Source organism: Kushneria halocnemicola, assembly GCF_965650455.1.
Lineage (GTDB): Bacteria > Pseudomonadota > Gammaproteobacteria > Pseudomonadales > Halomonadaceae > Kushneria.
In genome coordinates, this window is the sequence record NZ_OZ287968.1 from 2,911,302 (window position 1) to 2,936,733 (window position 25,432).

A 25,432-nucleotide genomic window follows, 5' to 3' on the forward strand; every position below is an offset into this window, starting at 1 on the left:
AGCTACCTCCAAAGAGGTAGCCGCCGTTTCCCACCCTGCCCACCTTGACCTGCATCAAAACCACCACTCCCCACCACGCGCACGCTGGGCCCCATAACTGCGCATCCTGCCGGTGGCGGGCAGTCCATGCGCGATCGTCGTGGAGGCCGTGATTATGAAGATTCGCTCACAGGTGGGCATGGTGTTGAATCTCGATAAATGTATCGGGTGCCACACCTGTTCGGTGACCTGCAAAAACGTCTGGACCAGTCGCGAAGGCATGGAATACGCCTGGTTCAACAACGTCGAAACCAAGCCCGGCATTGGCTACCCGAAGGAGTGGGAGAACCAGGACAAGTGGAAAGGCGGCTGGCTGCGCCGCAAGGATGGCGCCATTGAACCCCGCATCGGCGGGCGTTTTCGCGTGCTGGCCAAGCTCTTTGCCAACCCGGAGCTGCCGGCGATCGATGACTACTATGAGCCGTTCGATTTTGACTACCAGCACCTGCACCGAGCGGGCGAGGGCAAGCATCAGCCGGTGGCGCGGCCGCGCTCGCTGATCAGCGGCAAGCGCATGCAAAAGATCGAGTGGGGCCCGAACTGGGAGGAGATTCTGGGCACCGAGTTCGAAAAGCGCCGCCGCGACAAGAACTTCGATCGCATTCAGGCCGACATGTACGGTGAGTTTGAAAACACCTTCATGATGTATCTGCCGCGCCTGTGTGAGCACTGCCTGAACCCGGCGTGCGTGGCGTCCTGCCCGAGCGGGGCGATCTACAAGCGCGAGGAAGACGGCATCGTGCTGATCGATCAGGACAAATGCCGCGGCTGGCGCATGTGCGTGTCGGGCTGCCCGTACAAGAAGATTTACTACAACTGGAAAAGCGGTAAATCCGAGAAGTGCATCTTCTGCTATCCGCGCATCGAATCCGGCCAGCCGACCATCTGCTCCGAGACCTGTGTGGGCCGCATCCGCTCGCTGGGCGTGCTGCTGTATGACGCCGATCGCATCGAGGAGGTCGCCGCCAGCGCCGATGAGCAGGATCTCTATCATCGCCAGTGCGAGATATTTCTCGACCCGCATGACCCGGAAGTGATCGCCCAGGCGCGTCGCGACGGCATTGAAGAGAACGTCATCCAGGCCGCCCAGGCCTCCCCCGTCTACAAGCTGGCCATCGACTGGCAGCTGGCCCTGCCGCTGCACCCGGAATACCGCACGCTGCCGATGGTCTGGTACGTGCCGCCGCTCTCCCCGATCCAGTCCGCCTTTGATCAGGGCAACGTGCCCTCCGACGGCGTGCTGCCGGATATCGAGTCGCTGCGTATCCCGGTGCGCTACCTGGCCAACCTGCTCACCGCCGGGGAAGAAGAACCCGTCATCCGCGCCCTCAAGCGGTTGATGGCAATGCGTCTGTACAAGCGCGCCCAGCAGGTCGAAGGCCGCGAGGCGACCGAGGTACTGGAAGCCGTGGGGCTCACTGCCGCGCAGATCGAGGACATGTATCGCTATCTGGCGCTGGCCGATTTCGAGGACCGCTTCGTGATTCCCTCCACCCACCGCGAACAGGCCCGCGAGGCCTTCCCCGAGCGCGGCGGCTGTGGCTTCACGTTCGGTCAGGGCTGCAACGGCGGCGACAGCGCCGGCAGCCTGTTTGGCGGTCGCAAACAGACCTCCACGCTGGTCAAGCCGGTGGTGTCGCACTACGAGCCCGAAGTGGCCCCCTATGAGGGTGAGGAGGATCGCCATGCGTAGTCTGATCGTACTGGCACGACTGCTGGATTACCCCACGAAGGCGCTGCAACAGGCCGCCCCCGAAATGACGGCAGTGATCAAGGCCGAGGACCGGCTCACGCCCCTGCGACGGGAAACGCTGGTGGGCTGGATTCGCCGCCTGGCCCAGGCCGATCTGCTCGATCTCCAGGCCGACTATGTGGCGCTTTTCGACAAGGGCCGGGCGACCTCGCTGCTGCTGTTTGAACACGTTCACGGCGAGTCGCGGGACCGCGGCCAGGCGATGGTCGATCTGCTGGCGCAGTATCGCGAGGCGGGCTTCGAGCTGGATGCTCGCGAGCTGCCCGACTATCTGCCGCTGTTTCTGGAGTATCTCTCGACCCGGACGGAAGACGAGATTGCCGGCCAACTCGGCGAGATCGCCCATATCCTGGCGCGCCTGACCGCACGGCTTGAAGAGCGTGAGGCCGATCAGGCGCTGGCCACGGCGTCGCTTTTGGCGCTGATCGGTGCCGAGGACGAGATTACCGAGCATCAGGACAAGGTGCGCGAAGAGACGCGTGATGACACCCCGGCCGCGCTGGATGCGGTATGGGAAGAGGAAGCCGTGCGCTTTTCCAGCACCTCCGATCAGGACTGTGCAGTGCAGTCCGCTGCCGGTCAGCGCCGCGCGCAGCAGCGTCAGAGCGCGCGCGAGCAGGCCGAACCCGTTCGTGTCATCGATCCTGCTTCGGCAGTTCACGGTCACTGAGCCCCGGGAGTCACTCTCATGATGGATTACACCCATACCCTACTGTTCGGCTTCTACCCCTACCTGGCCGGGACGGTCTTTCTGCTGGGCAGCCTTTTGCGCTTTGATCACGGCCAGTACACCTGGAAGACCGGGTCGAGCCAGATGCTGACCAAAAAGCACATGCGCCTGGGGAGCAATCTCTTTCACGTCGGCATCATCGTGATCTTCTTTGGTCATCTGGTCGGCCTTCTTACGCCGCACTGGGCCTATGAGTGGGCGATCACACCCGGCAACAAGCAGATCATGGCGATCCTCGTCGGCGGCATTGCCGGGGTGCTGTGTCTGGTCGGCGGCATGATCCTGCTCTATCGGCGCCTGTTTGACCCGCGCGTGCGGGCAAGCTCGAGCACCGGGGATATCGTGATTCTGGCGCTTCTGATAGTGCAGGTGACGCTGGGGCTTTTCACCATTATTGCCGCCGTCGACCATCTCGATGGCAGCGTGATGCTGCCGCTGGCCGAGTGGGCGCAGTCGATCGTGTTTTTCCGCTCGGGCGCCGCCAGCCATCTGATGGATGTGGGCGTGATCTACAAGCTGCACATCTTCGTGGGACTGACCATCGTGATGATTTTTCCCTTCACCCGCCTGGTCCACGCCTGGAGCGCGCCGTTTGGCTACATCGGCCGTCGCTATCAGCTGGTACGCCGCCGCGCCTGAGGAGACAACACCATGCAGATGATCGACACACAGATCCTGCCCGATGACCCGAGCCTGGCCCTGCCGCCGATCACGGTGGGCAATACCTCGATCAACCCGTTTGATATTGCCTCGGAGATGCAGTATCACGGCGCAGACTCACCGGAAACGGCGCAGCTGGAAGCCGCGCGCGCGCTGGTGATCCGTGAGCTTTTGCGTCAGGAGGCGGAAATGACGCTGGGCCGGGAGGCGACCCACAACGATGAGCAGGGCGCGATCAGCACGCTGCTGGATCAGGCGCTGACCACGCCCGAGCCCGATGATGAGGCCTGTGAACGCTACTTTCAGGCCCACCGCGATCGTTTTTGTACGCCGCCGCGCTATCAGGTGCGCCATGTGCTGCTGCCGGCGGCGCCGGATGATCAAAACGCGCGTGACGAGATGAAAACGCTGGGGGAATCCCTGCTCACCGAGCTTGCCGAGCATCCGGAGCGCTTTGATGAAGTCGCCATGCGCCATTCGGCCTGCCCCTCAAAAGAGACCGGCGGGTCACTGGGGGAGCTTTCGCCGGGTCAGACCGTGCCGGAGCTGGATGATGCCCTGAAACACCTGCCCGAGGGCCTGCATGATCGGCCGCTGGCCTCGCGCTACGGCTGGCATCTGGTGCAACTCGATCAGCGCCTCGAGAGTGAAACGCTGCCGCTGGAGGCCGTGATCGACCGGGTGCGTCACACCCTGCGCGAGCAGGCCACTCGCCGCGCCCTGCGCCACTATCTGCTGGCGCTGGCCGAGGCCATCGGTGTCACCGGCATCGCACTCGATGACGAGGCTGGCGGCGCACTGATGCAGTAGATCGGTCGTTACCTCCCTTAAACCACAACGCCATCGATGACAGCATCGATGGCGTTGTCGTCAGCAGATTTTCGGTACTGCTCAGGCCTTGTCCCCCAGTGCGGCGATATGCTCTGGCAGGCGGTCGTGGCTGCCATACATGAAGTGGTTCTCCACACGCTCCGCGAATCGGGCGGCCTCCGGTTCACGGCCAACCGCCATGGCCACTTCACGGATGTGCATCGGCGAGGCACCGCAGCAGACGCCAAGATAGCGGACCCCGCTGTCATACACTTCCCGGGCAAAGGCGCCCAGCTCATAGCGGTTGCAGGACAGGGGGTCCAGCGCGGTCGGGAAAGGGCGCCCGTGGGGTGACGGGCAGCTGCAGCCCTGAGTGTCGGATAGATTGAAAAAGGTGGGCGCCTGCTCGGTGGTGCGAAACGTTACAGGCAGCGCCGCCACATGACAGGAGACGGCGTCGCGGATCTGATGAATCCACTCCAGCATGGTATCCGGCCCCCTGAAGCAGTTCAGGCCGACGACACTGGCGCCATTCTTTTCGAGCTCGACACAGGTTTCGACGATGCCGGGGCCATCGATCATGCGATTTTCGGCCATTGGCGCCAGGGTAATGACCGCCGGGAGCCCCTTCGCCTTGATGGCCTCGAGAGCGGCCTGCGCCTCACCGGCATAGTAGAAGGTTTCGCCGATAATAAGATCGGCCCCCTCCTCGACGGCCCACTGCACCATCTCGTCAAACATGGCGCGCACGCTGCGTTGCGCGGCGGGGTCCTGCGGGTCCCACACGTTGCTGTTGGAGATATTGCCAGCCATCAGGTTGCCCGGCTGCTCGTCGGCAACCTTGCGCGCGATTTTGAGCGCCGCGCGGTTCAACGGCTCCAGCAGTTCTTCCTTGCCGATCACTCGCATCTTTTCGCGGTGACCGTTGTAGGTGAAGGCCTGAACAATATCGGACCCCGCGTGCTGGAAATCGCGATGCAGCGCTTCCAGAGCGTCCGGGCGCAGCAGCGCCACTTCCGGTACGAACTCGCCGGCCGAGAGGTAGCCGCGCCGCTCGAGTTCGAACAGAAAGCCTTCGGCGCAGATGAGCGGGCCCTGGTCGAGTCGCCGGGTAATCAGGTCTTGCGTCATGGGCAGAATCTCCAGAGGGAACCGTGTTTGCAGGAGCCCCTATTCTGGAGACAGGCCGTGACCATCACCAATGAAGTCTTGCCCGCTTGAAAATGAATAGTATTCACTTTGGATCAAAACACCACGAACCACATGAATACTGCAGTCGGCCGCATCGATGCAGTAGGCCCGGCCGCGGATGCCCGCGTCTGCTGCGCCGAGAGGTCATCGAGCGCCCGACGCAACGCGTCGGGTAGCACCGCAGCCTCACGGTCGACGATCCTGACTCTCAGGACAGCATCTGGCGGCCCTGTTCCGGCAGGGTGGTATCGCCCTCGTTCAGGGCGCGCTGCATGATCACCGTGTCGACCCAGCGGCCGAACTTGAAGCCGCACGCCTCGATCACGCCCTGATGGGTAAAGCCAAAGCGCTTGTGCAGGGCAATGGAGCCTGCGTTGCCGCTGTCGCCGATCAGCGCGGTCATCTGGCGCCACGGGCCGGCCTCACAGCGCGTGAGCAGCGCACCCAGCAGGGCACTGCCCACGCCGCGGCCGTGGGCCTGGTGACTGACATAGACCGAGTCCTCCAGGCAGAAGCGAAAGGCGCTGCGCGGGCGGAAAAACCCGGCGTAGGCGTAGCCCACCACGGTCTCATCGATCACGGCGACCAGATACGGCAGGCCGGCCTCGACAATGTCGGCGCAGCGGCGGGTCATCTCCTCGACTGTCGGTGGCACCTCTTCAAAGGAGCCCAGCCCGTGGCGGACATGGTGGTCATAAATGGCGTGGATGGCCGCGAGGTCCTGATCCCTCACATCGCGTACGGTCACACCGGGATTTTCAGGCCTGTCACTCATGCGGATACTGCCCCTGCTGCTCGTTGAACGTGGCGCTCACTTTACAATGAACACCACGCAGGCGGCAGTCATCAGACCCATGGTGACGTTGAAAATGCGCCACGCCCGCGGGGTGGTCAAAAAGCGCGCGATTACCATGCCAAAGCCGGCCCACAGCGAAATGCAGGGCAGGGCGACGATCTCCATGAACAGCGCCAGACCGAAGGCGTTGAGCCAGATCGGGCCTTCGGAGGGCAGAAAGCTGGCCATCAGGGTCAGCCCCATCACCCAGACCTTGGGATTGACGAACTGGAAGGTGGCCGCCTGCCACAGTGTCAGCGGCCGGGCGTCCCCTGTAACATCAAATTCGGGCGGCGGTGCCGAGGCGATGCGCCAGGCCAGATAGAGCAGATAAATGATGCCGACGATCTGCAGTCCCTGCTGGATCAGCGGATAGCGCTGAAACAGCGTGCCCAGTCCCAGCGCCAGCAGGGTAAAGAGCACCAGCCCGCCCAGTAAAATACCGACAATGTGGGGCAGCGTGCGGCGAAAGCCGTACATCGCGCCGGAGGCCGTCAGCATCACGTTGTTGGGGCCGGGCGTGCCGGTCATGGTAATGGCGAACAGGGTCACGGAAACCCACCAGCTGACAGACATCATGACGGCCTCGCTACATTGTATGAATACAATTATGGAAGTGTTACCCGCTTATGGGTGACAATTCGAGCATACGTTCTCCAATGTCACCGTCAATGGATTTATTGTCACCATGACAATATGGAAACCCGAACTTTCTCCGGAAGGCCCGCGCTATCGCGCCCTGGCAAATGCCATCGAACGGGCCATCAATGAGGGCGAACTGCCACCGGGCGAACGGCTGCCGCCCCAGCGCCGGCTGGCCGATGCGCTGGGCGTCACGGTGGGCACCATTACCCGGGCCTATGCGCTGGTAGAGCAAAGCGGGCTGGTCAGCGCCCAGGTGGGCAGCGGCACCTTCGTCAAGGCCGAACGGGCGTGCGAGGGCTTTGCCCGGGTCATCAAGGCGCCTCATGAAGGGCTGGTGGATCTGGGCATGTCACTGCCGCCACCGCATCCCGAGCGTCAGGCGTCGCTGGCCCGCTTCATGACAGCCATTACCCAGGACCCCGCAGCGCTTGATCAGGCCATCAACTATCCCCTCGATGACACCATGGCCACGCAGCGCCGGCGCTACGCCGACTGGCTGACATCGCAGGGGCTGGCCGTCGATGCTGACGAGCTGTTGATCACCCAGGGCGGTACCAATGGCATTACGCTGGCGCTGTCGGTACTGCTCTCGCCGGGAGATCGACTGGCCGCCGAGGCGCTGAGCTATCCGGGCGTGATCAGCACCGCCCGTGAGCGGTCGCTGAAAACGGTGGCCGTGCCGTTTGATGAAGAAGGCATCGATGTGGAGGCGCTGGCGGCGCGCCATGAGCGCTCGCCCTTCAAGGCGCTCTATCTCATGCCCGAGCATCACAACCCCACTACCGTGCAACTGTCTGAAAAACGCCGCGAGGCGCTGGTGGCGCTGGCCCGCGAGCGCGATTTCTGGCTGATCGAAGACGGCGTGATGCATCTGCCGCTGGAGGCCCGCGGCACGCCGCTGTATCAGCTGGCACCGGAGCGCACGATATTCGTGTTTTCGGTGGCCAAGATTCTGGGCGGCGGGCTGCGCTCGGGGGTGGTTCGCGCGCCGGCCTCCCTGCTGGCGCAGCTGCGCATTGCGCTGCGCAACCAGTGCTGGGCACCGCCGGCGCTTATCAGTGAGATCGCCGGGCGCTGGCTTGAAAGCAATGATGCCGACCGACTGCTGGCGTGGCAGTTCGAGGAGCTCGAGGCGCGCCAGGCCATGGTGCGCGAGGCGCTGGGCGGGTTTGAGGTGGCCATGCGTCGCGGCGGCTTCTATGCCTGGCTGACGCTGCCCGGCGAGCATCGTGCCCAGGCGCTGGTCGAGACGCTGGAACAATCGGGCGTGCGAGTGGCGCCGGCGGAAACCTTTTGTGTTGGCAGTACCGCAGCGCCTCAGGCGATCCGGATCTGTTTGAGTGCGGCGCCGGATCGCGAGGCGCTGGGGCAGGCGCTGGCGATCATTGTTCAGGCGCTGGCACAGAACGCGCCACCGCGCTGGCAGACGGTCTAGACGCCGACACGGCAGTCACTGTGCCGTTTCATGCCCGGTGACAGGGCAGTGTTCATTCCTGTCCCCTTCAACTGCCAATATAGTGTGATCAAAGACGTCAGTACGGAGAGAACATCATGCGTTACGAGCTCTATTACTGGCCGAGCATTCCCGGCCGCGGAGAGTTCATTCGGCTGGCACTGGAGGCCGGCGGTGCCGACTACATCGATGTAGGCAACAGCACCGAGCCCGGCTACGGCATCGAGGCGATCACGCCCTGGCTCGAGGGCAGCGTGACCGACTATCCGCCCTTTGCACCGCCCTTTTTAAAGGCAGGCCGTGAGGTCATCTCCCACGTCGCCAACATTCTGTTGTTTCTCGCCCCGCGTCTCAAGCTGATCAACGACGACAAGGTTTATCAGTACTGGGCCCACAGCCTGCAGCTGACCATCACCGACTTTGCCGCCGAAGCCCATGACGTGCATCACCCCCTGGGCCCGGAGCTGTATTACGAGGACCAGCAGGATGTGGCCCTTCGTCGCGCCGCAAACTTCATCGACCAGCGCCTGCCGAAGTTTTTCGGCTACTTCGAGCGCATCATCGATAAAAACCCCGACAGCCCGGTGTATCTGGTCGGCAAGCGGCTCTCCTATGTGGATCTGTCGCTTTTTCACATGGTGCAGGGGCTGCGCTACGCCTTCCCCAACGCCATGGCCGCGCTGGAACCGGAGATCCCGAAGGTCATCACCCTGCACGATCACGTGCTGGAAATGCCGCTGATCAGCGAGTATCTCGCCTCCGAGCGGCGCCTGGCGTTTTCCGAGCAGGGGCTTTTTCGCCACTATCCGGCGCTGGACCGGGCCGGGAATTAATACTCGGGTGGCAGGGAAGCCTATCCTCGCCCAGACTTGATCGACGACAAGGACCCGTTGGAGAACGTAAAGATGGACCTCTATATCTATGATCACTGCCCGTTTTGCGTGAAGGCCCGCATGATCTTTGGCCTGCGCGACGTGCCGATCACGCTGCAGACGCTGCTCAACGACGACGCCGAGACCCCGACGCGACTGATCGGGGAGAAGAAGGTGCCGATTCTTGAATTCGAGGATGGCCATACCATGGCCGAGAGCATGGAGATCGTGAAGGGCATCGACAGCCAGGCCGAGGGCGTCAAGGTCATGGATGGCCCGCGCAATCCGGAGATCGAGCGCTGGGTCCGCGCCGCCTCCGATACCGTGGCGAAGCTCTTTATTCCCCGCGTACCCAAAGCGCCGCTGGGCGAATTTGCCACTGTTGAGGCCGCCGAATACTTCACCGCCAACAAGGAGGTGGCGTTTGGCAGCTTCGACACGCTGCTTGAGCAGACCCCCGAACTGCTTATCGATATACAGGGCTGGCTCAACGAACTTGATGCGTTGATCCTGTCGCCGCAGGCCGTCAACGAGGTGCTCTCGCTGGATGACATCGAGCTCTTCCCGGTGCTGCGCCAGCTCTCGCTGGTGGAAGGGGTGAAATACCCCAAAAACGTCGAGGCCTATCGCCAGGCGATGTCGCAGCTGGCCGATGTGCCCCTGCACGACGAGATCGCCGTGGCGGCCTGAGCAAACCGCTCACCGAAAGCTGCAGGGCTGTGCCATAATGGCGCGCCTTGCAGCCATTCATTCGGACCGCTTTCATGTCTCAGGGCACGCTCTATATCGTTTCCGCCCCGTCGGGCGCCGGCAAGACCAGCCTGGTGCGCGAGCTTATCGCCGCAACCGATGACATCGGGGTCTCGGTTTCCCACACGACACGCCTGAAACGCGCCGGCGAAACCGATGGCGTCAACTACCACTTCGTCGACGAGCCTGCCTTCGAGGCGATGATCCAGCGTGGCGAGTTCTTCGAACACGCCTGGGTGTTCGATCGTCACTATGGTACTTCGCGTCTGGAAGTGGAAAAGCGCCTGTCCCGGGGTGAGGATGTCATTCTGGAAATCGACTGGCAGGGCGCGCGCCAGGTCCGCGCCCAGCTGCCGCAGGCGGTATCGATCTTTATCCTGCCGCCGTCACGCGAGGCGCTGCGCGAGCGTCTGGCGGGTCGCGGCCAGGATGACGCCGCCACCATCGATCGCCGCATGCGCGACGCCATCAGCGAGATGTCGCATTTCAACGAGTATGACTACCTGATCATCAACGATGATTTCGCCACCGCCGTGGGCGAGATGAAGGGGGTGATCAGTGTCGAACGTCTTCGAATGGCGCGGGTACAGGCGGCAAATCGGGGGCTGATCGGCGAGCTCTTGTCAGAAGTGGAAGGGCTCCGGTAGACTCGGTTCCCCCTTCCGAACACGATTAACGCCCGGTCTGCGACACGCCTGGCGCCTTCACTCAGATCACACGCATTCAGGAGCCAGCATCATGGCACGAGTAACGGTTGAAGATTGTCTCCAATTCATGGATAACCGCTTCCAGCTGGTCATGGTTTCCACCCATCGCGCCCGTCAGCTGGCCCGCGGCTCGCGCAATGCCGAACTGCCCTGGGAAAACGACAAATGCACCGTCATGGCGCTGCGTGAAATTGCCGCGCAAAAGGTCGATCGCTCCGTGCTCAACGAGCCGCTGGAAGCCATGGTGCCGCAGCGTCCTCGCTACGAACCCGAAAGCGAATAAGCCCATTGCCCATACGCTGACCTGCCATGTTCACGATCGATGATCTCTCCGACCGCCTGGACGGCTACCTGACCGTCGATGAGATCGCGCAGGTCAGACGCGCCTTCTACTACGCCGAACAGGCCCACGACGGCCAGCACCGCCGCTCCGGCGAGCCCTATGTGACCCACCCGCTGGCGGTTGCCAATATCCTTGCCAACATGCACATGGATTATCAAAGCCTGATGGCGGCGATGCTTCATGACGTGATCGAGGATACCGGCATTACCAAGGAGGCGCTGTCGCGCCAGTTCGGCGAGGAAGTCGCCGAGCTGGTCGATGGCGTGTCGAAGCTGACCCAGATTACCTTCGAGGACAAGGCCGTCGCCCAGGCGGAGAACTTCCAGAAGATGGTGCTGGCGATGTCGCGCGACATTCGCGTCATCATCGTCAAGCTCGCCGACCGGCTGCACAACATGCGCACGCTGGGCGCGCTGCGCCCGGACAAAAAACGCCGCATTGCCCGTGAAACGCTCGAAATCTACTCGCGCATTGCCGGGCGACTGGGCATTAATACCATTCGGGTGGAGCTTGAGGATCTCTCCTTTCAGGCGATCCATCCGATGCGCGCCGAGCGCATTCAGCGCGCTGTGGTCAAGGCACGCGGCAACCGCCGCTCGATGGTGCGCCACGTCCAGAGCACCCTGCAGACCACGCTGGATGGCGACGAGCTGCCCGGCACGGTCATGGGGCGCCAGAAGCACCTGCTGTCGATCTATCGCAAGATGCGCGACCAGCGAAAGCCCTTCAACGAGCTGATGGACGTGTTCGGCTTTCGCATCGTCACCGACCGGGTCGATACCTGTTATCGCATCCTGGGAGCGGTGCACAATCTCTACAAGCCGGTGCCGGGGCGTTTCAAGGACTACATCGCCATCCCCAAGGCCAACGGCTATCAGAGCCTGCATACCACGCTCTTTGGCCCCAACGGCATCCCCATCGAGGTGCAGATTCGCACCCGCGAGATGGAGGCGATGGCCAACAACGGTATTGCCGCCCACTGGCTCTACAAGGCCGGCCAGACCGACCGACCGATCGCCATGGGCAGTCACGCCCGCGCCCGCGAATGGGTGCGCGGCCTGCTGGAGATGCAGCGCCACGCCGGCAATTCGCTCGAGTTCATCGAGCATGTCAAAAACGATCTGTTCCCCGATGATGCCTACGTGTTCACCCCCAAGGGCGACATCATGGAGCTGCCGCGCGGGGCCACCGCCATCGACTTTGCCTACGCGGTGCACACCGATATCGGCAACAGCTGTATCGCCTGTCGTATCGACCGGCATCTGGCGCCGCTGTCATCGCGCCTTGAAAGCGGTCAGACCGTCGAAATCATCACCGCCCCGGGCGCTCAGCCCAACCTGGCGTGGCTGTCGTTCACGATCACGGCCAAGGCCCGCTCGGCGGTGCGTCACGCCCTCAAGCATCAGCAGCGCAACGACTCGGTGGCGCTGGGCCGGCGCCTGCTCAACCAGGCGCTGAGCTCGTTTGCCCTGACGCTGGAGACGCTGTCGCAGCCCCATGTTGATGCGCTGCTCGAGGCGCTGGCGCTGAACTCGCTGGATGACCTGCTCGAGGAGATCGGGCTGGGCAGCCGCGTGGCCTACAGCGTGGCGCGGCGCCTGGCTGACAGCGAGCCCGAAGAGATCCAGGCCCACAGCGATGACCAGGGCGCGATGGCCATCAGCGGGGCCCGCAACATGGTGATCAGCTTTGCCCGCTGCTGCTATCCGCTGCCGGGGGATGCCATCGTCGGCAATCTCAGCGCCGGGCGCGGCATCGTGGTGCATCGCAGCGAGTGCGGTAATCTGGAAGACTGTCGCGAGGACCCGGAGAAGTGCTTTCCGCTGCAGTGGTCCGACACCGTGGAAGATGACTTCCCGGTGGGGCTGCGTCTCGAGATCGAAACGCGTCGCGGGCTGGTGGCGGAACTGGCCAGTCTGATCAACGACGCCGAAGCCAATATCGAGCGCATCAATATCGAGGAACGCGACGAGCGTTTGTCGATCGTCAACCTGACCCTGTCGGTGCGCAATCGCGTACACCTGGCGCGGATCATCAAGCGTATCCGCAATCTGGCCTATGTAGGTCGCGTCTCGCGTACCGTCAGCTGACGATTCATCGCATCATGACGTTTGAAACGTGGTATCAACAACAACGCAGGGAGTGTTCATGAGCAATCGTGCTGCCATCCATACCGACCGGGCCCCGAAGGCCATCGGCCCCTATTCACAGGCCATCAAGGCCGGCAACACCGTGTATCTCTCGGGTCAGATTCCGCTCGACCCGGAGACCATGGAAATGGTGAGCGAAGACATCGAAGCGCAGGCGCATCAGGTCTTCAAAAACATGCAGGCCGTGTGTGAAGAGGCCGCAGGCTCAATGGCTGATATCGTCAAGCTCAACCTCTACCTGACGGATCTGTCGCACTTTGCGACGGTCAATTCGGTCATGGAGCAGTATTTCCAGCCGCCCTATCCGGCCCGTGCCGCGGTGGGCGTGAAGGAGCTGCCCAAAGGCAGCCTGTTCGAGGCCGAAGGGGTCATGGTACTGGGCGACTGATTCAAGCGACCGGTATCGGCAGCGAAAGGGGGCGATGGCACCAGCCATCGCCCCCTTTTGTTACCGGCTTCGCCCCCTGGCGTCAGGCCTGCTCGCTGACCTTGATGCCCGCTGCCTTGAGCACCTGGGCATAGCCCTCGCGAAAGGTCGGATACTGAAACTGATAACCGGCCTCGACCAGTCGGCGGCTGTCACAGCACTTGCTGGCCCGTCGGCGCAGCGGTGACTGGATGGTGCTGCTGGGCTCGACGCTGAGTCGGGCCGCCAGCCACATCATGACGTCATGCAGCGGCGTGGACTCGGTGTCGCTGCCCAGATAGACCGGCTCGAGCGGTTCATTGCTGACGGCACGCTCGATGAGAAAATCCAGCACGCCGGCGCAGTCATCGCGATGGATGCGGTTGGAGTACATCGGCGGGCTTTTGGGCGCAATGCGCCCTTCCTGCACCTGGCTGATAAGCCGCTCGCGGCCCGGGCCATAGATGCCCGAAAAGCGCACTGCGGTGCCCGCCAGCGCGCTGGCGACCAGACGCTGTTCGGCCTCGACCAGAAGCCGACCGGAGAAGCTTTTGGGCTCGAGAACGCTGTCTTCGTCGACCGTCTCGCCGTCCTGCTGGCCATAGACCGAGGTCGAGGAGACAAAAAAGACATGGCCCGGTGGCTGCGCGCGCTGCTCGAAATGGGTCAGGACGCGATCCAGTCCATCGACATAGGCCGCCTGATAGGCGCTTTCTTCAAAGCGGTCAGCGCTGAGCGCATAGACTACAATGTCGGCATCGGGCAGTGCCTCGAGGGCGGATTCATCATTGATGTCCATCGACAATTCATCGATGCCATACGACTGGAGACCTGCCGCATGACGGCGCACGCCGACCACACGATACCCCTGTGCGAGCTTGCGCTGCCCCAGCGCGGTACCGACATCGCCGCATCCAAGGATGAGTATTGTTTTATTCACCCGCTAAGCTCCTTGCTTGATAGGGCCGATAAGGTTTGACTATAAGGCCCTGAGTTGAACGGTCGCTTCATGCGACAACTCCCTGTTCCACGTGCTGGCTCGGTCTGCTACATGACTCTAACAGAACTTCGTTACATCGTAACCTTGGCCCAGGAGCGTCATTTCGGACGCGCCGCCGAGCGTTGCTTCGTCTCCCAGCCGACCCTGTCGGTGGCGGTCAAGAAACTGGAGGAAGAACTGGGCGTGGCGCTTTTCGAGCGCAGCAAGTCCACAGTCCAGGTGACCCCGCTGGGAGAAAAGATCGTCGAGCAGGCCAGTCGCGTGCTCGAACAGGCCGGCGCCATCAAGGAGCTGGCCAATGAAGGCAAGGACCAGCTCTCAAGCCCCTTGCGGGTCGGGGCCATTCACACCATCGGCCCCTATCTCTTTCCGCACCTGATCCCCAGACTCTCCGAGGAAGCGCCGCAGATGCCGCTTTATATCGAGGAGAATCTGACCGGCGAGCTGCGGCGCAAGCTGCGCTCCGGCGAGCTGGACGTGATCATCGTGGCGCTGCCCTTTGCCGAGCCTGACGTACTGACCAAATCGCTCTATGACGAGCCCTTTGAGGTGCTGATGCCGGCCGGCCATGCCTGGCTTGCCAAAAAGGAGATCGACCGCGAGATTTTATACGATGAGAAGATGCTGATGCTCGGCGAGGGCCACTGCTTTCGCGACCAGGTGCTCGAGGCCTGCCCGACCATCAAGGATCACGTCCATCAGCCCGGCAACACCCTGATTGCCGAGGGCGGTTCGCTGGAAACCATTCGCCACATGGTCGCCTCGGGGCTGGGCATCACCGTGGTGCCCCGCTCGGCCACCGGCAGCGTGCATTATGCCAACGGATTGCTGGAAACGCGTCCGTTCAGTGACCCGGCGCCCTATCGCACCGTGGCGCTGGCCTGGCGGGCCAGCTTCCCGCGGCCGAAGGCGATCGACTCGATCACCCGCGCCATCAAGGCCTGCCAGAAGGCGATCGATTTACAATGAGCACCGCCGTGACCCGGCCCGCCAGCGGCGCCACGGATCTCGCCACGCTCAAGGGCGTGGGCCCGGCGATGCGCGAGCGCCTGGAGCGCCTTGGGCTGCAGGTGGCGGAAGATCTGCTCTTTCATCTGCCGCTGCGCTATCAGGACCGCACCCGGGTCACCCCGATTGCGGGCCTGCGCGCCGGGCACGAGGCGGTCGTGGAAGGAGAGGTCACTGCCTCTGATGTGATTCAGGGCCGCAAGCGCAGCCTGCTGGTTCGCCTGCGTGACGGCTCGGGCATCATGTCGCTGCGCTTTTTTCACTTCTCCCAATCCCAGGTGGGGCAGTTTGCCCGCGGGTCCAGAATGCGCCTTTTCGGCGAGGCGCGCTCCGGCAGCACCGGGCTTGAGATGTATCACCCCGAGTACCGGCTGTTAAAGGACGATACCTCTGATGAGGTCGAGGAGACGCTCACGCCGATCTACCCGACCACGGAAGGGCTGGCCCAGCCGCGCCTGCGCGCCCTGATTCGTCAGGCCTTTGAGCACCTGGACCAGGGCAGCCTCACGCTTGATGAGCTGATCCCGGAGGCGATCCGGACACGCTTTCGCTTGCCGGCGCTGCGCGAGTCGCTGGCGTATCTGCATTTTCCGCCGCCGGATGCCCCGCTGGAGACACTGGCCGACGGCCACCACCCCACCCAGCGGCGGCTGGCGCTGGAGGAGCTGCTTGCCCACCAGCTCAGCCTGTATCGCATTCGCCTGCGCATTCAGGACGACGCCGCACCGGCGCTGCCCGCCAGCGGTGGGCTGGCCACCCGGTTTCTGACCCAGCTGCCGTTTTCGCTGACCGGCGCCCAGCGCCGGGTGCTCAGCGAGATCAGCGCCGATATTACCCGGGCCACGCCCATGCTGCGTCTGGTGCAGGGCGATGTCGGTTCCGGCAAGACGGTAGTGGCTGCCATGGCCATGCTGCAGGCCGTCACCGGCGGTTATCAGGCCGCGCTGATGGCCCCCACCGAACTGCTCGCCGAGCAGCACTACAAAAGCCTCAAGGCCTGGTTCGAGCCGCTGGGTATCGAAGTGGCCTGGCTCTCCGGCAAGCTCAAGGGCAAGGCAAGGCTCGAGGCCAAGGCCCTGATCAGCGAAGGACGCGCCCAGGTCGTGGCCGGCACCCACGCGCTTTTTCAGGACGACGTGCACTTTCACCGTCTGGGTCTGGCCGTCATCGATGAGCAGCATCGCTTCGGCGTGCACCAGCGCCTGGCATTGCGCCAAAAGGGCGAAGTGAGTGGGGCCACACCGCATCAGCTGATCATGACCGCCACGCCGATTCCCAGAACGCTGGCCATGAGCGCCTACGCCGACCTGGACGTCTCGGTGATCGACGAGCTGCCGCCCGGGCGCACGCCGGTCAAGACCGTGGCGGTGTCGGATGAGCGCCGCGGCGAGGTGACCGAGCGCATTCGCAACGCCTGTCTGGCCGGCCGCCAGGCCTACTGGGTCTGCACCCTGATCGAGGAGTCCGAGGCGCTGACCTGTCAGGCCGCCGAGGTCACTCGCGATACCCTGACCGAGGCACTGCCGGAGTTTCAGGTCGGCCTGGTCCACGGGCGCATGAAGGCCGCCGAGAAGGCCGACGTCATGAACGCCTTTCGCGACGGAGAGCTGGATCTGCTGGTCGCCACCACGGTCATCGAGGTGGGCGTGGATGTCCCCAACGCCAGTCTGATGATCATCGAAAACCCCGAGCGCCTGGGCCTGGCCCAGCTGCATCAGCTTCGGGGCCGGGTAGGACGCGGCAAGGTAGAGAGCTTCTGCGTGCTGCTCTATCATCCGCCGCTGTCGGACACCTCCCGTGAGCGCCTGGCGGTGCTGCGCGAATCCAATGACGGCTTTCGCATCGCCGAGCGCGATCTGGAACTGCGCGGGCCCGGTGAGGTACTCGGCACCCGCCAGACGGGGCTGGTCGGCATGAAGATTGCCGATCTCACCCGCGACCGGGATCTGCTCGAACCGGTACGCCAGCTGACCCGCGCCATGCTCGATCAGGCGCCCGAATCGGTCGAACCGCTGATTCGCCGCTGGCTGGGCGAGGCCGCCGGACAGTACGGCCAGGTGTGAGCGTCAGGGGCGCGCCCCATCGGACAGGGCCGCTTTTCGCTGAAGGGCTGACCATGGCCCGCGCCCGGCTGTTCTACACTGACAGGATCTCAGGACTGTCCTGACACCGTTTTTATCCCGCCCGGGTACGCGAGCCCTACGCCATGACCTCAACCTTTCTGCGTGATGCCATGATTGATCGCCTGGGGCAGGCGCGCACGGATGCCAACCCCGGCCCCTTTCCCCGCGACGGTCTGGTCCGCAATATTCACGGTGATTTCACGCCGATGATGTGCGGCGGCATCAGCGCGCTGCTGCTGCAGATGCTGCATCCGCTGGCCCTGGCCGGCATCTGGGATCACTCGCGCTTTCGCGAGGACATGATCGGGCGGCTCAGGCGCACCAGCGATTTCATCGCCACCACCAGCTTCGGCACGTTCGAGCAGGCCGAAACCGTCATTGCCCGCGTGCGCCGCGTCCATGAGTACGTGAAGGGCCACGCCGCTGACGGCCGGCCCTACGCCGCCGATGACCCCGACCTGCTGGTCTGGGTGCACGTAGCGGAGATGAGCCGCTTCATGGCCGGGCATCTGCGCTATCGCAACCCGCAGCTCAGTCACACCGATCAGGACCGCTATTTCTTCGAGACCGCCTGCATCGCCGAGGCGCTGGGCGCGCGCAACGTGCCCGACAGTCGCGCGGCAATCGAGACTTATCTGACGCGCGAGCGCCGTGAGCTGGTGTGTGACGAGCGCACCCGCGAGGTCATTCGCGTGCTGCTCGATGCCCCGCCGCGCAATCTCGTGCTGCGACCGGCCGGGGCGATTTTCATGCGGGCGGGGATCGATCTGCTGCCCGACTGGGCCAATGACATGCTGGACCTGCAGATGTCACGCCTTCAAAGGCGCGCGGTGCGTACCGGCATCAAAAGCGCGATGCCAATGATCAGCAAGGCGGTGCGAAGTGGCGCCTACCGACGGGCGCTGGAGCGACTGCAGCAATAAACGTGTCGGGCGCAGAACAAAGCAGGGCCGGACATCGCTGTCCGGCCCCGGGTAACACAGGTTCACCAGAGGCGGGGCAGGGCACGAATGCCCTGATCCGGCGACCGGGTGCTCAGGACAGCTGCGGGTCGCGACGCACCTGATCGATCTTGAGCATCCGCGCGATGACCTTGTCGAGCTCCTCCTGCTCAAAGATCTTTTTCCAGTCGTCCTTGAGGATGTTTTCACGGCCGTAGTCGATGGCGATCATGCAGGCATCCGAGAACGGGTTGGTGCTGCGAAACGCCACGGCGAGTGCAATCTGGATATGGCCGTAGAGCATCGCCTCGGCGGCTTCCTGCGACACCCCGGTGCGCGCCACGGTCTCGTCGAGCGCTTCCTTCATGAAGGTGCCCACCATGCAGGCCACGGTCTCGACCAGCGTCGGTTCGAGATAGGCCAGCTGTGTGACGGTCATCCAGTGCACTTTATCGACCGGGCCGTACATCTGACAGATGACCGTCTCAAGCGAGGCCCGCTCTGCTTCGCTGCCCTGCTCGAAGGCGGCGGCCACCGACTGCGCAGCGGCGCTGCCGCCAAAGGCGTCGGCCCACTCCTCGTCGCTGCGACGCTCCAGAAACACCGACGGATGGCAGGGGTGGGCAACGGCGTAGTGAATCTCGTCACGCTGATGCAGCAGGTTGGCATACGCCGCCGCCGGGTCGAGCGTGAGCACCGTGGCACCGGTTTTCATGCGCGGCACCAGCTGCTCGGAGACCTTGCCCAGCACGATGTCCGGCACGGCCAGAATCACCAGATCACACTGCGCGATGACCTGCTCGATATCGCTGACCTCGCGCCCGAGCTCACGCATTGTCTCCTGCGCGGCGGGGGCGTTTTCGCAGTAGTAGACGTGGCTTTCGCTGGCCTCGAGATTGGCCGAGATGCGCATACCCATCTTGCCGCCGGCACCCACCAGAGCGATGTGCTGATAAACGTTATCCATGATGACTCCTTAAAAAATCTAGGTTGTGGCGGGTCCACTGCGCTTCCATCGCGCAGGTCGTTGCTTCGTCTCGTTGCCAGGGCAGCCAGTGTTCGAGGATTGCGTTGATGCCGCGCGCCTCGGGAGTGACGGCCTCAAGCATCTTTTCAAGCGGCAAAAGCCCCTCGCCCAGCGGGCAGCCGGTCAGCTGAAAGCCGACCCAGCCCGGCGCGCGGGAGAAGGCAAAATCCTTGATGTGCAGATTGACCACCCGGCCGGCCGTGCGTGCGATGACCGTTTCGGGGAGCTCAAGGGCGGCCACGCAGTTGCCCGGGTCCAGGCACACACCGATGTGGTCATCGTCGAGCGTCTCGATCACCTGCATCAGGGTCTCGACGCTGACCTGCTCGTAGGTTTCCAGCGCCAGCGTGACCTGCTGCGCTTTTAGCGCCGGCAGGATCTGCTCGAGTCGCTGGATAGCCTGTTCAGGCGTGGGGCGATCATCCCCGCTGTAGAGCATGCTGCGGATCAGGCGCACGCCCAGCACATGGGCCAGCGCCAGATAGCGCTTTAGATGCTCGGGGTCGGTCCCGCGGGTGCCCAGCTCCAGCACAACACCCAGCGAGCGCGCCCGATCGCGCAGCGCCGTCAGCCGCGCCTCGTCGAAGGTCTCGATGGCCGGGTAATCGCAGATCTGGAAGACCTCACCGCCCAGCTCGGCCGTCTCTTCCAGCATTGCCTCCAGCGTCATGGGCGTTTCGACCTGCTGTGAGCCGCGCCAGAAAAAAACGTAGGTACTCAATCCAATGGCCATGATGGCTCCTGAAAGGGCTCAGTGGGCGTGGGCGCCCGCGTGAGACAGGTGGGTGCCGCCGCCGGGTCGGGGCGCGCGACTGATCGCGACCATAAAAACGCCTGACATCAGCATCAGACCACCGACCACGAACATCGGCACGGTGTAGCTGCCGGTCAGGTCATGCAGGGCGCCGGTGACATAGCTCGACGAGAAACCGGCCATGTTGCCGATCGTATTGATCAGCGCCACACCGGCGGCGGCCGCTGCGCCATCCAGAAACCGGGTCGGCAGGGTCCAGAAGTTGGGCAGGGCAGCAAAGATCGAGCAGGCCGTTATGGTAATCACGGCGACCGTGGCTGCCGGGGAATTCATGTAAAGCGCCAGCGGCACGCTCACCGCCCCGGTAAAGGCGGGCAGGGCCACATGCCAGGTGCGCACGCCGCGTCGGGTGGCATCACGCGACCAGAAATAGAGCACAATCGCGGCCGGCAGATAGGGGATGGCGGTAATCAGACCCTTTTGCATCAGGTCAAAATGGGTGCCGAACTGCGCCTCAAAGCCGCCGATGATGCTGGGCAGGAAAAAGGCCAGCGCATAAAGCCCGTAGATGAAGCCGAAATAGATCAGCGCCAGCGTCCAGACCCGGCCATTGGTAAAGGCGACCTTCAGGCCGTGACGGCCGTGATCATTACCACTTTTTTCACGGGATTCGCGCTCAAGCTCATCGGTCAGCCAGCGCTTTTCCGCCTCGGTCAGCCATTTTGCATCGGCCGGGCGGTCCACCAGGTAAAACCAGGCAACGATGCCCATGACGATCGCCGGAATGGCCACGCCAAAGAACATGAAGCGCCAGCCCGCCAGGCCGAAAAACATCCCGTCATGCTGAATAAGTGAGGCCGCCAGCGGCGCGCCGAGAACGGTGGTGAGCGGCTGGGCCAGATAGAAAAGCGCCAGGATGCGGCTGCGATAGCGCGCCGGTACCCACAGGCTTAAAAAGAGAATCGCACCGGGAAAGAAGCCGGCTTCGGCCACACCCAGGGCAAAGCGCAGGGCGTAGAGCTCAACGGCGCTGTCCACCCACGTAAAGAGCAGGGCCACCACGCCCCAGCTCACCATGATGCGGGCCAGCCACTTGCGCGCGCCAAAGCGATGCAGGGCCATGTTGCTGGGCACTTCGAGCAGGATATAGCCCAGAAAGAAAATGCCGGAGGCAAAACCGAACTGCGCCGCACTCAGGGCCAGATCGCTGTTCATGCCGTTGGGCGCGGCAAATGAAATGGCCGTGCGGTCGAGATAATTGATGAAAAACATCAGCGCCACGAAGGGCACCAGGCGGATCGCCACCTTGCGGATGGCAGACGCCGCGACATCGTCGCTGGGCGCGTGAGACATGATCACTTCACTCCCGCTGCCGTCTCAACGGCAGTTCACCGGCATGGATGGGCAAAAGTCCTTCGCAGCTGCGATCAACTTCATGAAGGCCTGGCCAGGCGGGAGTGATCATCATCTCATCATACCACTGACGCAATACGACTCAGGTCGCAGACATATACGCGTTCCTACATCACCATGGGGTGTTCAGGGTCTATAAAAGGGCACGGCGGGCGATCGAGAGGGGAAAGACATGCGTCATGGCAGCTCCCCTGGCATACATGACAGGCGAAAAAACAGGCCAATGTTCGATCATTGGTATGATGACCCTGGTAAAATCACCCGCTCTGGTCACCACGAAGGGCATGCCATCGGCGCTCCGAACGATCCTTCAGGAAGGCGTAATGCCCTGTCAGCCATACTCAAGCGAATGTCAGCGCAGGCGTTGAAGCCGATACTCCGGGCAGGGACAATGACAATCTACAGGCCCTGGTGGACGCGGCTGTCCGTCATGCGGTCATGACGACAGCGCGCTGGTCATGATGACGTGTTCGATACAAGGAAAGCACCGTGATGTTCCCGACCGCCAATGAGCCGATTCGCCGGCGCAAGCTATCTGACGAAGTCCTCGACCGACTGCTCGAAGAGATCCGCAGCGGCGCGCTGCGCCCGGGTGATCAGCTGCCGCCCGAACGCGAGCTGATGAATCGCTTCGGCGTGGGTCGGCCGGCCGTTCGCGAGGCGATGCAGAGTCTAGCCTCAAGAGGCCTGATTACCATTTCTCACGGTGAGCGGGCGCGTGTGAGCGAGTTCAGCGTCACCTCGATGATCGATCAGTTTGATACCACCGCGCGACTGCTGCTGTCGGGCTCCGAGGACAACGTCGATCATCTCATTCAGGCGCGACTGTTTTTTGAAACCGGCATGGTGCGCATGGCGGCGGCCCGCGTGACGCCCGAAGACATTGCGCATCTCGAGTCGTTGATTGACGAGATGGCAGGCCAGCCCACCGGGGCTGCCTTTATCGAGTGCGACATGGCCTTTCATCATGCGATTGCCGACATGACCGGCAACCCCATCTTCGCGGCCACCGCCCGGGGCATGCTGCACTGGCTCAAGGACTATCACGTCGCGATCATCAGCTTTCAGGGCGCCGAGGATGTCACCCTCAGAGAGCATCGGGAGATCGTTCATTATCTCTCAAGACATGACGTCGAGGGTGCTGCCCGCGCAATGGGCAACCACCTGACCCGCGCCAGCGAGCTGTATCGACAGCGCGGCGAAACGCCAGCGTAGCCCGGCCCTTTGCCGCGCCGCCGCTCACGCGCGGCCGAACGACGCCATCAGCGGTGTCCAGACATGCTCCCACCCCATGGACAGCGCCACGCCGACCAGCAGCGTCGCCATCACCAGATTGATGCCTCTGAACAGGCGGGCACTCTCCAGCCGCCGGCCGAGGAGCGTGCCGAGCAGGGCGTAGCTGCCCGGGGCGCCCACGGCCAGCGCCGCCAGGCCGAGCGACCAGACAATCAACAGCCCGCCATGGATGCCTGCCGCCGGGAACTGCAGGGTGGCGATCGGTAGCGTAGCAATCACGCCCTTGGGGTTGCCCAGCTGCATGATCAGACCATCGCGAAAGTGCAGCATGCGCGGCGTTTGATTCAGCGAGGCCGGATCAACGCTGGCGCGGGCGATTTTAACGGCAAGATAGAGGATATAGCCGCACCCCAGCGCTCCGAAAAGCGCCAGCACGTTCGGCTGCACCCAGGCCGCGCCGGCGAGCCCGAACAGCAGAAACAGGACCAGCATGGCCAGTCCCACCCCCAGACAGAACCCGAACGAGCGCCGCCCCTGACCGTGCAGCCCCATGTTAAGACCGAGCAGGTTCACGGGCCCGGGCGAATACATGATGCCCAGGGCATAGATAATGATCGCAAGCATGAGGGTCGTTCCGGGTCAGTGCGCCAGACAGCGCTGGTATTGAAAGGGCGTAAGGCCGTGGATGCGCTTGAAGCGGCGATTGAAGTGGCTGTGATCGGCAAAGCCATAGCGCAGTGCCACCTCACCGGGCGTGGCGCCGGCCTCCAGCGCCCCGCGCGCGGCATCGATGCGACAGCTGATGACGTACTGGTGCGGGGTCATGCCGAACTGCGCCCGGAAAAGGCGCAGAAAGTGATAGCGGGACAGATGCGCGGCGGCGCTGATGCGCTCGAGCGACAGCTCCTGATCGAGATGGGCGCGAATGTAGTCACAGGCGCGCATCAACAGCGCATCGGGACGTGTACCCACCGATCGCAGGGACTGATAGCGTCCGGCGAGCTGCACCATTCGCGCGGCGATCTGCTGGAGTAGATGCTCCTGATCGATCCGGCTGCCGATGCCTCGACTGACCAGACGCGACAGCGCCACGATGGCGTCGCGTAAAACGCCGTCCGTAATCAGGGTTCGGGGGCTGATCAGCCTGCCGGCACGCGCATCGCCGGCGGCCTCGGCAAACAGCGGTGCCAGCGCCTCGGGCGCGATATAGGCCATGACGTAGTCCAACTGCTGTTCACCGCCGGACTCGCCGTCATGGGGCTGCTCGGGGTTGAAGAAGATGACGCTGCCCGGCGGGTTGCGGTGATAGGCCCCGGCGCTGAAAAAATCCTGCCGGCCGGCCAGCGTCACGCCAAAGGCGTACTCCGTATGCGCGTGGCGGTCGTAGCGAAAATCATCAATCGAGGCCCGAAGCACCTTGAGGGTCGGGACATGTTGACTGCTGGCAAACTGAAATTCGAACGCGCGGCTCATGAGGGCTCTCCCGAAGCGCCAGTCTCAAAGCATCAGCCCCGGAGCTTAAGGGGTGTCGACCGCCCGTGGCTTGAACGTTATTGCTCAATCACGTCACGCCCGGGTCATCACCTCATGGCGCAGCCACGCCGCCAGCTGCTCGCCGCTCTGGCGCGGGGTGCCACGGGCCAGCAGCAGGCAAAGGCGGGCCTCGGTGTCGATAAAGCCCCAGGGGGCCACCAGCCGACCGCTTTTCAGATCACCCTCGATGACCAGCCGCGGGGCGATGGCCACGCCCAGCCCGGCCAGGGCCGCCTCCAGCAGATAATAAAGATGCTCGAAACTCTGACCGGACCGGCGGGCGCGGGCCAGCGACTCCTGGTCGAGGCCGCAGGCCTGCGCCCACTGCGGCCAGGCCTGGGGGCGCGAGGCGGTGTCCAGAATCGTTTCATCAAGAAGTGCCTTAAACGGTCGCTGTCTCAGTCGCTGGGCAATATCGGGGGCGGCCACCGCGGCGATGGTTTCGGGGGCGATCTCGATCACCTCCATATCAGAGGGCCAGGGTGGGGCGATAAAGGCCAGCGCCGCGCTGATGTCACCGCGCCGCGGGTCGGGCTCGCCCTCGCTTGCCAGTACGTTGAGCCTGAGTCCGGGCAGCTCGCGATGCAACCGGTCCAGCCGCGGGATCAGCCAGCGCGCCAAAAGGCTCCCCGGGCAGGCCAGCGTAAAGGGCGCATCCTCGATCTCGCGGTTCAGGGCGCGACAGCTCGCGCGCAGGCCGGTAAAGGCCTCGCCAACGCCCGACTGGAGCTGGCGGCCGTGATGGGTCAGCACCAGCCCGCGGCCGGCGCGCTCAAAAAGGCGCGTGTCAAAATGTGCTTCCAGCGCACGGATCTGGCGGCTGACGGCGCCGTGGGTCACGCTCAGCTCCCCGGCTGCCAGCGTGACGCTTCCCAGACGAGCGGCGGCTTCAAAGGCTTTGAGAGCGTTGAGCGGGGGTAGTGAATCTGGCATGGTGATGTGAGTTTTTCTCAACAATGGTGGCTGATTTATCGATGTTATACCGCGGCCCGAGCTGTCACGATAGAGACATTGTCGATCGTCGCATCGATACCCATTCATGAGCCTTTGCTT

General features: G+C 63.4%; 25 protein-coding genes. 15 read left to right on the forward strand and 10 right to left on the reverse strand.

What is annotated here, in order from left to right; all coding sequences use genetic code 11:
• The first annotated feature begins 154 nt into the window (after window positions 1-154).
• The 4 genes from narH to ACS92L_RS13205 are packed head-to-tail and all read left to right on the forward strand — an operon-like array spanning window position 155 to window position 3,992.
• Window positions 155-1,732: a nitrate reductase subunit beta gene (gene narH, locus ACS92L_RS13190; RefSeq protein ID WP_438765413.1), complete on the forward strand. Its 1,578-nt coding sequence runs from the start codon at window positions 155-157 to the stop codon at window positions 1,730-1,732.
• Window positions 1,725-2,462, forward strand: a complete 738-nt coding sequence (gene narJ, locus ACS92L_RS13195; RefSeq protein ID WP_438765415.1) for a nitrate reductase molybdenum cofactor assembly chaperone — start codon at window positions 1,725-1,727, stop codon at window positions 2,460-2,462. The genes narH and narJ overlap by 8 nt, the downstream gene beginning before the upstream one ends.
• Window positions 2,463-2,483: 21 nt before the next feature.
• The gene (gene narI, locus ACS92L_RS13200) at window positions 2,484-3,161 is read left to right on the forward strand and encodes a respiratory nitrate reductase subunit gamma (RefSeq protein ID WP_438768479.1); all 678 of its coding nucleotides are present in this window, start codon (window positions 2,484-2,486) and stop codon (window positions 3,159-3,161) included.
• A 12-nt stretch (window positions 3,162-3,173) separates the two neighbouring features.
• Window positions 3,174-3,992 (forward strand): peptidylprolyl isomerase, encoded by an 819-nt coding sequence (locus ACS92L_RS13205; RefSeq protein ID WP_438765417.1) that lies wholly within the window; start codon window positions 3,174-3,176, stop codon window positions 3,990-3,992.
• Window positions 3,993-4,073: 81 nt separating this feature from the next.
• Here ACS92L_RS13205 and ACS92L_RS13210 read toward each other — a convergent pair whose 3' ends face one another.
• The 3 genes from ACS92L_RS13210 to ACS92L_RS13220 all read right to left on the reverse strand — a co-directional run bounded on the left by ACS92L_RS13210 (window position 4,074) and on the right by ACS92L_RS13220 (window position 6,594).
• Window positions 4,074-5,123 carry a homocysteine S-methyltransferase family protein gene (locus ACS92L_RS13210; protein ID WP_438765419.1) on the reverse strand — a complete coding sequence of 350 codons (1,050 nt, stop codon included), beginning with the start codon at window positions 5,121-5,123 and terminating at the stop codon, window positions 4,074-4,076.
• A 268-nt stretch (window positions 5,124-5,391) separates the two neighbouring features.
• On the reverse strand, window positions 5,392-5,958 hold the full coding sequence (locus tag ACS92L_RS13215; RefSeq protein ID WP_438765421.1) for a GNAT family N-acetyltransferase: 567 nt from the start codon (window positions 5,956-5,958) through the stop codon (window positions 5,392-5,394).
• Window positions 5,959-5,994: 36 nt separating this feature from the next.
• Window positions 5,995-6,594 (reverse strand): LysE family translocator, encoded by a 600-nt coding sequence (locus ACS92L_RS13220; protein ID WP_438768481.1) that lies wholly within the window; start codon window positions 6,592-6,594, stop codon window positions 5,995-5,997.
• Between the two features lie 112 nt (window positions 6,595-6,706).
• Here ACS92L_RS13220 and ACS92L_RS13225 point away from each other — a divergent pair, with 112 nt between their 5' ends.
• From ACS92L_RS13225 to ACS92L_RS13255, 7 genes are all read left to right on the forward strand, one after another.
• Entirely contained in the window at window positions 6,707-8,098 is a 1,392-nt protein-coding gene (locus ACS92L_RS13225) for a PLP-dependent aminotransferase family protein (RefSeq protein ID WP_438765423.1), read from the forward strand.
• Window positions 8,099-8,214: 116 nt separating this feature from the next.
• Window positions 8,215-8,949, forward strand: coding sequence for a glutathione S-transferase (locus ACS92L_RS13230; RefSeq protein ID WP_438765425.1), 735 nt, complete (start codon window positions 8,215-8,217; stop codon window positions 8,947-8,949).
• A 72-nt stretch (window positions 8,950-9,021) separates the two neighbouring features.
• Window positions 9,022-9,678, forward strand: a complete 657-nt coding sequence (grxB, locus tag ACS92L_RS13235) for a glutaredoxin 2 (protein ID WP_438765428.1) — start codon at window positions 9,022-9,024, stop codon at window positions 9,676-9,678.
• Between the two features lie 74 nt (window positions 9,679-9,752).
• Window positions 9,753-10,385 (forward strand): guanylate kinase, encoded by a 633-nt coding sequence (gene gmk / locus ACS92L_RS13240; protein ID WP_438765430.1) that lies wholly within the window; start codon window positions 9,753-9,755, stop codon window positions 10,383-10,385.
• Window positions 10,386-10,476: 91 nt separating this feature from the next.
• On the forward strand, window positions 10,477-10,728 hold the full coding sequence (gene rpoZ, locus ACS92L_RS13245) for a DNA-directed RNA polymerase subunit omega (protein ID WP_115854134.1): 252 nt from the start codon (window positions 10,477-10,479) through the stop codon (window positions 10,726-10,728).
• 26 nt (window positions 10,729-10,754) lie between these two features.
• Window positions 10,755-12,878: a RelA/SpoT family protein gene (locus ACS92L_RS13250; protein ID WP_438765432.1), complete on the forward strand. Its 2,124-nt coding sequence runs from the start codon at window positions 10,755-10,757 to the stop codon at window positions 12,876-12,878.
• 58 nt (window positions 12,879-12,936) lie between these two features.
• Complete coding sequence (locus tag ACS92L_RS13255) at window positions 12,937-13,326, forward strand: RidA family protein (RefSeq protein ID WP_438765434.1); 390 nt, start codon at window positions 12,937-12,939, stop codon at window positions 13,324-13,326.
• A gap of 82 nt (window positions 13,327-13,408) precedes the next feature.
• On the opposite strand, the gene ACS92L_RS13260 is transcribed toward ACS92L_RS13255, so the two are convergent.
• Complete coding sequence (locus ACS92L_RS13260) at window positions 13,409-14,284, reverse strand: SDR family oxidoreductase (protein ID WP_438765436.1); 876 nt, start codon at window positions 14,282-14,284, stop codon at window positions 13,409-13,411.
• Window positions 14,285-14,395: 111 nt separating this feature from the next.
• Here ACS92L_RS13260 and ACS92L_RS13265 point away from each other — a divergent pair, with 111 nt between their 5' ends.
• The 3 genes from ACS92L_RS13265 to ACS92L_RS13275 all read left to right on the forward strand — a co-directional run bounded on the left by ACS92L_RS13265 (window position 14,396) and on the right by ACS92L_RS13275 (window position 18,398).
• Window positions 14,396-15,313 (forward strand): LysR substrate-binding domain-containing protein, encoded by a 918-nt coding sequence (locus ACS92L_RS13265; RefSeq protein WP_438765438.1) that lies wholly within the window; start codon window positions 14,396-14,398, stop codon window positions 15,311-15,313.
• Entirely contained in the window at window positions 15,310-17,415 is a 2,106-nt protein-coding gene (gene recG / locus ACS92L_RS13270) for an ATP-dependent DNA helicase RecG (protein ID WP_438765440.1), read from the forward strand. Before ACS92L_RS13265 ends, recG begins: the two co-directional genes overlap by 4 nt.
• A 143-nt stretch (window positions 17,416-17,558) precedes the next feature.
• Window positions 17,559-18,398 carry an oxygenase MpaB family protein gene (locus tag ACS92L_RS13275; RefSeq protein ID WP_438765443.1) on the forward strand — a complete coding sequence of 280 codons (840 nt, stop codon included), beginning with the start codon at window positions 17,559-17,561 and terminating at the stop codon, window positions 18,396-18,398.
• Between the two features lie 112 nt (window positions 18,399-18,510).
• Here ACS92L_RS13275 and ACS92L_RS13280 read toward each other — a convergent pair whose 3' ends face one another.
• The 3 genes from ACS92L_RS13280 to ACS92L_RS13290 are packed head-to-tail and all read right to left on the reverse strand — an operon-like array spanning window position 18,511 to window position 21,550.
• Window positions 18,511-19,383, reverse strand: coding sequence for a phosphogluconate dehydrogenase C-terminal domain-containing protein (locus ACS92L_RS13280; protein ID WP_438765445.1), 873 nt, complete (start codon window positions 19,381-19,383; stop codon window positions 18,511-18,513).
• Window positions 19,376-20,176, reverse strand: a complete 801-nt coding sequence (locus ACS92L_RS13285) for a sugar phosphate isomerase/epimerase family protein (RefSeq protein ID WP_438765447.1) — start codon at window positions 20,174-20,176, stop codon at window positions 19,376-19,378. The genes ACS92L_RS13280 and ACS92L_RS13285 overlap by 8 nt, the downstream gene beginning before the upstream one ends.
• An 18-nt stretch (window positions 20,177-20,194) precedes the next feature.
• Window positions 20,195-21,550 carry an MFS transporter gene (locus tag ACS92L_RS13290; RefSeq protein WP_438765449.1) on the reverse strand — a complete coding sequence of 452 codons (1,356 nt, stop codon included), beginning with the start codon at window positions 21,548-21,550 and terminating at the stop codon, window positions 20,195-20,197.
• Window positions 21,551-22,102: 552 nt separating this feature from the next.
• On the opposite strand from ACS92L_RS13290, the gene nanR reads away from it, so the two are divergent.
• Entirely contained in the window at window positions 22,103-22,825 is a 723-nt protein-coding gene (gene nanR / locus ACS92L_RS13295; protein WP_438768482.1) for a transcriptional regulator NanR, read from the forward strand.
• 24 nt (window positions 22,826-22,849) lie between these two features.
• On the opposite strand, the gene ACS92L_RS13300 is transcribed toward nanR, so the two are convergent.
• From ACS92L_RS13300 to ACS92L_RS13310, 3 genes are all read right to left on the reverse strand, one after another.
• Window positions 22,850-23,470, reverse strand: a complete 621-nt coding sequence (locus ACS92L_RS13300) for a LysE family translocator (RefSeq protein ID WP_438765451.1) — start codon at window positions 23,468-23,470, stop codon at window positions 22,850-22,852.
• Window positions 23,471-23,485: 15 nt separating this feature from the next.
• On the reverse strand, window positions 23,486-24,319 hold the full coding sequence (locus ACS92L_RS13305) for a helix-turn-helix domain-containing protein (RefSeq protein WP_438765453.1): 834 nt from the start codon (window positions 24,317-24,319) through the stop codon (window positions 23,486-23,488).
• A gap of 93 nt (window positions 24,320-24,412) precedes the next feature.
• Complete coding sequence (locus ACS92L_RS13310) at window positions 24,413-25,312, reverse strand: LysR family transcriptional regulator (protein WP_438765455.1); 900 nt, start codon at window positions 25,310-25,312, stop codon at window positions 24,413-24,415.
• Between the last annotated feature and the right edge of the window lie 120 nt (window positions 25,313-25,432).

Bases quoted from the DNA above. Each gene is read 5' to 3' on its own strand.
- grxB (WP_438765428.1), top strand. From the start codon at position 9,022: ATGGACCTCTATATCTATGATCACTGCCCGTTTTGCGTGAAGGCCCGC.
- ACS92L_RS13280 (WP_438765445.1), bottom strand. From the start codon at position 19,383: ATGGATAACGTTTATCAGCACATCGCTCTGGTGGGTGCCGGCGGCAAG.
- narH (WP_438765413.1), top strand. From the start codon at position 155: ATGAAGATTCGCTCACAGGTGGGCATGGTGTTGAATCTCGATAAATGT.
- recG (WP_438765440.1), top strand. From the start codon at position 15,310: ATGAGCACCGCCGTGACCCGGCCCGCCAGCGGCGCCACGGATCTCGCC.
- ACS92L_RS13290 (WP_438765449.1), bottom strand. From the start codon at position 21,550: ATGTCTCACGCGCCCAGCGACGATGTCGCGGCGTCTGCCATCCGCAAG.
- ACS92L_RS13310 (WP_438765455.1), bottom strand. From the start codon at position 25,312: ATGCCAGATTCACTACCCCCGCTCAACGCTCTCAAAGCCTTTGAAGCC.
- ACS92L_RS13225 (WP_438765423.1), top strand. From the start codon at position 6,707: ATGACAATATGGAAACCCGAACTTTCTCCGGAAGGCCCGCGCTATCGC.
- ACS92L_RS13275 (WP_438765443.1), top strand. From the start codon at position 17,559: ATGACCTCAACCTTTCTGCGTGATGCCATGATTGATCGCCTGGGGCAG.
- ACS92L_RS13285 (WP_438765447.1), bottom strand. From the start codon at position 20,176: ATGGCCATTGGATTGAGTACCTACGTTTTTTTCTGGCGCGGCTCACAG.
- ACS92L_RS13255 (WP_438765434.1), top strand. From the start codon at position 12,937: ATGAGCAATCGTGCTGCCATCCATACCGACCGGGCCCCGAAGGCCATC.
- nanR (WP_438768482.1), top strand. From the start codon at position 22,103: ATGTTCCCGACCGCCAATGAGCCGATTCGCCGGCGCAAGCTATCTGAC.
- ACS92L_RS13300 (WP_438765451.1), bottom strand. From the start codon at position 23,470: ATGCTTGCGATCATTATCTATGCCCTGGGCATCATGTATTCGCCCGGG.
- ACS92L_RS13220 (WP_438768481.1), bottom strand. From the start codon at position 6,594: ATGTCTGTCAGCTGGTGGGTTTCCGTGACCCTGTTCGCCATTACCATG.
- ACS92L_RS13215 (WP_438765421.1), bottom strand. From the start codon at position 5,958: ATGAGTGACAGGCCTGAAAATCCCGGTGTGACCGTACGCGATGTGAGG.
- rpoZ (WP_115854134.1), top strand. From the start codon at position 10,477: ATGGCACGAGTAACGGTTGAAGATTGTCTCCAATTCATGGATAACCGC.
- ACS92L_RS13230 (WP_438765425.1), top strand. From the start codon at position 8,215: ATGCGTTACGAGCTCTATTACTGGCCGAGCATTCCCGGCCGCGGAGAG.
- ACS92L_RS13250 (WP_438765432.1), top strand. From the start codon at position 10,755: ATGTTCACGATCGATGATCTCTCCGACCGCCTGGACGGCTACCTGACC.
- ACS92L_RS13265 (WP_438765438.1), top strand. From the start codon at position 14,396: ATGACTCTAACAGAACTTCGTTACATCGTAACCTTGGCCCAGGAGCGT.
- ACS92L_RS13305 (WP_438765453.1), bottom strand. From the start codon at position 24,319: ATGAGCCGCGCGTTCGAATTTCAGTTTGCCAGCAGTCAACATGTCCCG.
- narI (WP_438768479.1), top strand. From the start codon at position 2,484: ATGGATTACACCCATACCCTACTGTTCGGCTTCTACCCCTACCTGGCC.
- ACS92L_RS13205 (WP_438765417.1), top strand. From the start codon at position 3,174: ATGCAGATGATCGACACACAGATCCTGCCCGATGACCCGAGCCTGGCC.
- narJ (WP_438765415.1), top strand. From the start codon at position 1,725: ATGCGTAGTCTGATCGTACTGGCACGACTGCTGGATTACCCCACGAAG.
- ACS92L_RS13210 (WP_438765419.1), bottom strand. From the start codon at position 5,123: ATGACGCAAGACCTGATTACCCGGCGACTCGACCAGGGCCCGCTCATC.
- gmk (WP_438765430.1), top strand. From the start codon at position 9,753: ATGTCTCAGGGCACGCTCTATATCGTTTCCGCCCCGTCGGGCGCCGGC.